Origin of the sequence: Vibrio sp. 11-4(1) (genome assembly GCF_013048625.1) — a bacterium.
Classification (GTDB): domain Bacteria; phylum Pseudomonadota; class Gammaproteobacteria; order Enterobacterales; family Vibrionaceae; genus Vibrio; species Vibrio diabolicus.
In genome coordinates this window covers 1-6,291 of sequence record NZ_VHSY01000029.1, presented here as the reverse complement: position 1 = coordinate 6,291, position 6,291 = coordinate 1, and the positions used below count along the sequence as shown (strand labels likewise).

Annotated in this window: 6 protein-coding genes and 5 tRNA genes; 8 read left to right on the top strand and 3 right to left on the bottom strand. The window is 44.1% G+C overall.

Translation table 11 applies throughout. The features are described from left to right. The first annotated feature begins 5 nt into the window (after nt 1–5). Nucleotides 6–82: transfer RNA gene (locus FKN16_RS23810), tRNA-Asp, on the top strand. Between the two features lie 496 nt (nt 83–578). Here the strand turns inward: FKN16_RS23810 and pssA are convergent. Further along, a complete protein-coding gene (gene pssA / locus FKN16_RS23805; RefSeq protein WP_170903691.1) occupies nt 579–1,919 on the bottom strand; it encodes a CDP-diacylglycerol--serine O-phosphatidyltransferase in 1,341 nt (446 codons plus the stop codon). Nucleotides 1,920–1,990: 71 nt separating this feature from the next. Continuing rightward, on the bottom strand, nt 1,991–2,422 hold the full coding sequence (locus FKN16_RS23800) for a GNAT family N-acetyltransferase (protein ID WP_031780708.1): 432 nt from the start codon (nt 2,420–2,422) through the stop codon (nt 1,991–1,993). Nucleotides 2,423–2,523: 101 nt separating this feature from the next. On the opposite strand from FKN16_RS23800, the gene murB reads away from it, so the two are divergent. Both murB and birA read left to right on the top strand, forming a co-directional pair. Next, nucleotides 2,524–3,567: a UDP-N-acetylmuramate dehydrogenase gene (murB, locus tag FKN16_RS23795; RefSeq protein WP_170903690.1), complete on the top strand. Its 1,044-nt coding sequence runs from the start codon at nt 2,524–2,526 to the stop codon at nt 3,565–3,567. Further along, complete coding sequence (birA, locus tag FKN16_RS23790) at nt 3,564–4,529, top strand: bifunctional biotin--[acetyl-CoA-carboxylase] ligase/biotin operon repressor BirA (protein ID WP_053809528.1); 966 nt, start codon at nt 3,564–3,566, stop codon at nt 4,527–4,529. Before murB ends, birA begins: the two co-directional genes overlap by 4 nt. Before the next feature lie 7 nt (nt 4,530–4,536). On the opposite strand, the gene coaA is transcribed toward birA, so the two are convergent. Beyond that, nucleotides 4,537–5,460, bottom strand: a complete 924-nt coding sequence (coaA, locus tag FKN16_RS23785; RefSeq protein ID WP_005398335.1) for a type I pantothenate kinase — start codon at nt 5,458–5,460, stop codon at nt 4,537–4,539. 205 nt (nt 5,461–5,665) lie between these two features. Between coaA and FKN16_RS23780 the strand changes: the two genes are divergently transcribed. From FKN16_RS23780 to FKN16_RS23760, 5 genes are all read left to right on the top strand, one after another. Beyond that, nucleotides 5,666–5,741, top strand: a tRNA-Thr gene (locus FKN16_RS23780). Between the two features lie 36 nt (nt 5,742–5,777). After that, a tRNA-Tyr gene (locus FKN16_RS23775) sits at nt 5,778–5,862 on the top strand. Nucleotides 5,863–5,897: 35 nt separating this feature from the next. Further along, a tRNA-Gly gene (locus FKN16_RS23770) sits at nt 5,898–5,972 on the top strand. Nucleotides 5,973–5,985: 13 nt separating this feature from the next. Further along, nucleotides 5,986–6,061, top strand: a tRNA-Thr gene (locus FKN16_RS23765). A 102-nt stretch (nt 6,062–6,163) separates the two neighbouring features. After that, the coding region (locus FKN16_RS23760) for a GTP-binding protein (RefSeq protein WP_227484038.1) at nt 6,164–6,291 on the top strand (128 nt) is incomplete at its 3' end.

The window sequence follows — 6,291 nt, the reverse complement described above, 5'->3', positions numbered from 1 at the left end:
ACTGCGGAGTGGTAGTTCAGTTGGTTAGAATACCGGCCTGTCACGCCGGGGGTCGCGGGTTCGAGTCCCGTCCACTCCGCCACTTATATTAAGCCTCAGTCGAAAGACTGGGGCTTTTTTCGTTTTGGTTACCCGACTTACCTTAACCCCATTTCCATATTGAAACCTTGCATCGAGAGGCAGGTTTCCCTCTTCGCTATGCTTTCTAAGCTCTGTCATGAGTGAGGTGGTGCGTAGTTACTGCGGTTTCTGCTGAACCGGGTCCCAGTCTCGAGCGCTAGTTTTGAGCCCCTGTGCTGACTCATTAAAGCTCCCCTTTATTACGTGTTAGAAAGCTTATTCACTAGCGTAGTGTAAGAAAGAGTAAGATCGGAAGACTGAGTTATTAAGCACCTAGCCACTTACGCATGTATTGCCTTTCTAGATTCTAGGTTGTTGCGTTTGGGGTTAAGTTGCGTCTCGCAAGTTTATTTACTGAAGTCTACTAATATAGAGGTCTAATAGAGTATTAAGCTATTGGATCTAGGAATAATAAAAAAGCCCAGCAGGAAAATGCTGAGCTTTGAAGTTAATTATGCTTACAGAATGCGCTTTAAAACCCCATCTGCTTTTAGGCGGGTTATTTTTCTTACTAACCGCTGCACCCCTATCGGATAATCTTCCACTTTTTCTAACTGTTTATAAGTACAGATAAGATGGGTATGCTCAAGGATACGCGAAACCTCATCTTCGAACTTCTCAGTGAGCTTCGCATAATTGTCTTGGATGAGAAGCCCATTTTCTAGATCAAGTGACCAAGCCCGAGGATTTAAGTTATTCCCCGTCAGTAGCATATAGCGTTTATCAACCCAAATGCCTTTGAGATGGAAGCTATTATTGTCATGCTTCCAGAGGTGAATTGACAGTTTACGCGCAGCGATATTCGCTTCATTTGCTTTCGCAAAGCGGCGTAGGTTTACTTCATAGAGATATGGAAGTCCGCCAATGGTTTTAAAGTCTTCCTCAGGGGCAATATAAAAGTCGTTTGCTGTCTTGTCGCCCACAACAATAGTTACTTTCACACCGCGTTTCATGGCTCGCTTCACTTCACGATGCAGCGCTTTAGGGAAGTTAAAGTAAGGAGTACAGATAAAAATTTCGTTTTGGGCGGCCGCTAGTAACTTTACAATCTGTTGATTGAGCAGATTGCGGCGTTTTCCTAGACCAACTAGCGGGGTGATTTTTACACTTTCCTCTGTTGCAGGTTGGTCTTCAAACTGATAATTAGCTTGAGCAAGTGAAGCTCTCAGTTGACGAATCGCCGACTTAATTTCTTTGGTTTCTGGCTTATCTTTTCCAGCAAGATCATTGACAGCTGGGTGAGCAATCATCTCTTCCTGAATGAATTGCACCATTGAATTAGCTAAAGACTCATGTCGAATCACATGGTAACGATCAAAGCGATAGCGTTCGTGATAGTGCAGATAAACGTTATTTAAGCTTGCCCCGCTGTAGATGACAGTATCATCGACAATGAAGCCTTTTAAATGTAGTACCCCAAAAACCTCTCTGCCACGCACAGGTATGCCATAGACAGGGATCGGGTGTTGGTACTTATTGGCATACGCTTTGTAAAGCGCAGAATTACCCTCAGATGTTTCCGCACCAATCAGGCCACGCTGCGCTCGATGCCAGTCGACACAGATATTGATGTCCAACCCAGGATTTCGCTGTTTCGCTTCATAAAGCGCAGTGAGAATTTCACGTCCAGCTTCATCATCTTCCAGATATAGAGCGACTAGGTAAATTCGCGACGTTGCTTTGCTGATTGCATCCAAAAGACTAGTCCTGAATGATTCTGCTGAATACAGAACATCAAAGTCTTCCGGATTGACAGCGAGACTTGGCAACTGTTCGAATGGATTCCTACTTACTATCATATCGGTATGAGTACCTTAGTTTAGTGCAATATTGCGAACCTGCCATTTTATCAAAGATATGATTTACCTGGCTACAAAAGCGCGCGTTTTGATGTCGTTGAAGAGATGAATTGCATTGGAATGAGATCTTTACCGCTATCTACATAGCGTTGAAATGCCATTTTTAACGGGTGTGGTAGCTCAGAGCAATCAATGGTTTTGAATCCATGCTTGGAATAATAGGATTCGAGATGTGTAAACGCGAAGCAATAATCGCCATCAGTGAAAACATTGTTTTTACAATGAGTTAGTAGTTCTTTTCCAATGCCAGTTCCCCTAAGTGTTGGAATGACCAGCATTCCCGTCAGCAATCGAGATCTATCTACGGTTTTTAAGCGTAGTAACGCAACGATTTCACCTTTATGGCTCGCTGTAATGATCAGTTCATCCTTTTTTGCTCGACCCGAAGGGTAATGCGCTTTGTACAACCTCTTAATGAGAGGGAGCTTGATAGGATTTAACACTTCTATGATTAATGAGTCAGGTATTGTCACTGCGGTTAAAAGATAACTAATGTAGAATGTCGACAGTTTAAGAGAATCTTATCTGACGTTGCAAACCTACTATGCAAATTAAAACAAATGCAAGCCTTAAGGCTTACCATACTTTTGGGATTGAACAGTCGTGTTCCTATTTAGCGACCATCGAGTCGCTCGAGGAGGTTACCCAACTATTTCAAGACCCGAGATTCACCCATTTACCGAAACTTTTTTTAGGTAAAGGAAGTAATGTTCTTTTCACTGAGCATTTTGACGGGTTAGTGATCGTTAATCGAATCATGGGTAAACATGTGACGGAAACGGATGACCAATACCTGTTGCATATTGCAGGTGGTGAAGACTGGCCTGAGTTGGTTTCCTGGTGTGTGAGTCAGGGAATTGGTGGGTTAGAAAACCTAGCCCTGATCCCTGGCTGTGCAGGCTCGGCTCCTATTCAAAACATTGGAGCCTATGGGCTAGAGCTAAAAGACATTTGTGACTACGTGGATGTTCTTGATCTAACTACGTTTGAAAATAGAAGAATGAGCGCCAGAGACTGTGACTTTGGCTACCGAGACTCCATTTTTAAACACGCTTTGCATGAAAAGTGCTTTATTACCGCACTAGGGCTTAAGTTGGCTAAGCAATGGCAACCGATTAATCAATATGGTCCTTTAAAAGATATTCCGGAAGAACAACTTAGCCCAGCAACAATCTTCGAGCGAGTTTACCAAGTGCGAACGGAGAAACTGCCGGATCCAGCCAAAGTAGGTAACGCAGGGAGTTTCTTTAAAAACCCAGTGATCACTCAAGAGCATTATGATCGGCTCATGAAGCAACATACTAATATCGTGGCCTATCCAACTCCTGGCGGAATGAAAGTCGCGGCTGGTTGGCTGATTGATCAGTGCGGATTAAAGGGGAAGTCTGTGCATGGTGCACAGGTCAACCCTATGCAAGCCTTGGTTTTGACCAACATGGACAACTGCAGTGCCGATGATGTTGTCGCACTTGCTTCCCTAGTGAAGCAGGCAGTGTGGGATAAATACCAAATAGAACTTGAGCATGAAGTGCGATTTCTGAACCGTACCGGGGAAACCAACTTGGCTCAGATCGAGGCGTTAAGATGAGAAAAGATCACTCTACGAAACTTCATATCTTAAAGTCATTAAGTAACGGCGAGTTTCATTCTGGAGAGGCGCTGGGCGAAGCCCTGAATGTATCCAGAGCGGCAATAGCTAAGCATATTAAAGGTCTTAGTGAGTGGGGCATTGATATTTATCGAGTGCAAGGGCGCGGTTACCAGTTGGCATCACCATTGCAGTTGCTAGATGAAGCTCTCCTTACTGCTAGTGCGGAGTCACTTGTTGAGCTTGTTCCTGTGATTAACTCAACCAACCAGTATTTGCTTGATAGAGTTGCAGAGTCAGAAAAGGGCCGTGTTTGTATAGCTGAGTATCAAGCACAAGGACGTGGTCGCCGCGGTAGACAATGGATCTCTCCATTTGGCTCTAACTTATACCTATCCATGTACTGGCGATTAGATGCGGGAATGGCCGCGGCAATGGGCTTAAGCCTTGTTATTGGTATTGCCGCAGTGGAAGCACTAGAAGAAATGGGCATACAAGGCGTTAAACTCAAGTGGCCAAATGACCTGTATTATCAAGATAAAAAACTGGCAGGAATCTTAGTGGAGATGTCAGGGCAGGCCGGTGGTGCTGCTCATCTTGTGATTGGGATGGGGCTCAATATTGGAATGCCTGATGAGCAACCTGAGATTGATCAACCATGGACAACATTGAATCAGGTAAACGAGAGTCTCGTGATCGATAGAAATGTCCTAGCGACGACGCTTATCAAGCATTGGAATTCCGCACTTATCGAGTATGAACTGAAAGGGCTTACCAGCTTTGTCGAACGTTGGAATCGATTAGATAACTTTCTCAATCGTCAAGTCAAGCTGCTCATCGGACCTAGAGAGGTGCACGGCGTCGTACGCGGCATCGATCATCAAGGCGGGATATTACTCGAAACCTCGCAAGGGCTAGAGACTTACATTGGTGGCGAAATCTCGTTGCGTAAAAGCGATTGACGTTCAATTACTTTCGTAAAGACACCTTATCAACCAAGTGGTTGACGCCTTTATGTAGAATCAAATGGGCTCTTTCTCGGGTGGGAAGAATATTCAGCTCCAAGTTGAGCCCATTAATATCATGCCAAATTTGTTTCGCTTTTTGCTTTGCTTCATCGACTGACAGTTGCGTGTAGTGACTAAAATAAGAACCGGGTTTAGTAAAAGCCCCTTGGCGAAACTTTAGAAATCGTTCCACATACCACTGTTCAATTGTCTCTGTTTCAGCATCGACATAGATCGAAAAATCCAAAAAATCAGAGACAAAGACGCGATGTGGATCATGCGGATAATCCATTCCACTTTGTAGAACGTTTAAACCTTCAATGATAAGAACATCCGGTCTATCAACTTTTCTTAGTTCGTCCGTAATGTCATACGTGATGTGGGAGTAAATAGGTACTTCAAGATCCGGCTTACCCGCTTTAACGTCAGACATAAACTCAACTAAACGTTTGATATCATAGGACTCAGGAAACCCTTTACGATGCATGATACCGCGTTCTTCTAGTACCTTTTTCGGATATAGAAAGCCATCTGTAGTGACCAAGGACACTTTGGGATGATTCTCCCAACGAGAAAGTAATGCGGTCAGAATACGAGCTGTCGTACTTTTGCCTACAGCGACACTGCCGGCGATACCAATCACAAAAGGAGGGGCATGTTCTTCCGTATTCAAGAATTGTTGTAATACAGAGTTGCGGCTTTGACGCGCTTGGACATACAGATTCAAAAGACGAGACAAAGGAAGGTAGATTTCTACCGCTTCCTCCATGGTTAGGTTTTCATTAATGCCCTGAAGCGCAGTCAAGTCGTCTTCAGAAAGTGTCATCGGTACAGAGTTTCTTAACTCGGCCCAGTTTGCACGGTCAAATGACAAAAATGGACTCATGGGTCTCTTTTATCCTTGGTTTAGTAGAAGCAAGAACATACATCAAGCGAACTTCAAAGCAAACGACAAAGGTCGAAGTTTACTTTAAAAAAGCCAAGTTTGTACGAATTTGAAGCAAACGAATCTAAAAAATCGAATTTTATGATTTTTTTTAAAATTACTATTGCAACCTCGAAAATCATTCAATAGAATGCGCACCACTTATGCCGACTTAGCTCAGTAGGTAGAGCAACTGACTTGTAATCAGTAGGTCACCAGTTCGATTCCGGTAGTCGGCACCATTCTTTCCTTTAGTAGTCTGAATGGCTTGAAAATTTGGAGGGGTTCCCGAGTGGCCAAAGGGAGCAGACTGTAAATCTGCCGGCACTGCCTTCGATGGTTCGAATCCGTCCCCCTCCACCATATTCTTTAGGAAATAGCTCTCAGAGTTACGTGTTGCGGGCATCGTATAATGGCTATTACCTCAGCCTTCCAAGCTGATGATGCGGGTTCGATTCCCGCTGCCCGCTCCACTCTAATTTGAGTGCTGATATAGCTCAGGTGGTAGAGCGCATCCTTGGTAAGGATGAGGTCGGCAGTTCGAGTCTGCCTATCAGCACCAGCTCTCAAGTTTATTTCCTTTTGATATTAGATTTACCAATTATCTTTTTTTGGTTGCGTGGTCAATTTGGGCCACCTAAATCCGTACCTAGAGGGACCACTCATGTCTAAAGAAAAATTTGAACGTACGAAACCGCACGTTAACGTTGGTACTATCGGCCACGTTGACCACGGTAAAACAACTCTAACTGCAGCTATCTGTACTACTCTTGCTAAAGTTTACGGCGGTGT

Bases quoted from the DNA above. Each gene is read 5' to 3' on its own strand.
- coaA (WP_005398335.1), bottom strand. From the start codon at position 5,460: ATGAGTCCATTTTTGTCATTTGACCGTGCAAACTGGGCCGAGTTAAGA.
- pssA (WP_170903691.1), bottom strand. From the start codon at position 1,919: ATGATAGTAAGTAGGAATCCATTCGAACAGTTGCCAAGTCTCGCTGTC.
- murB (WP_170903690.1), top strand. From the start codon at position 2,524: ATGCAAATTAAAACAAATGCAAGCCTTAAGGCTTACCATACTTTTGGG.
- birA (WP_053809528.1), top strand. From the start codon at position 3,564: ATGAGAAAAGATCACTCTACGAAACTTCATATCTTAAAGTCATTAAGT.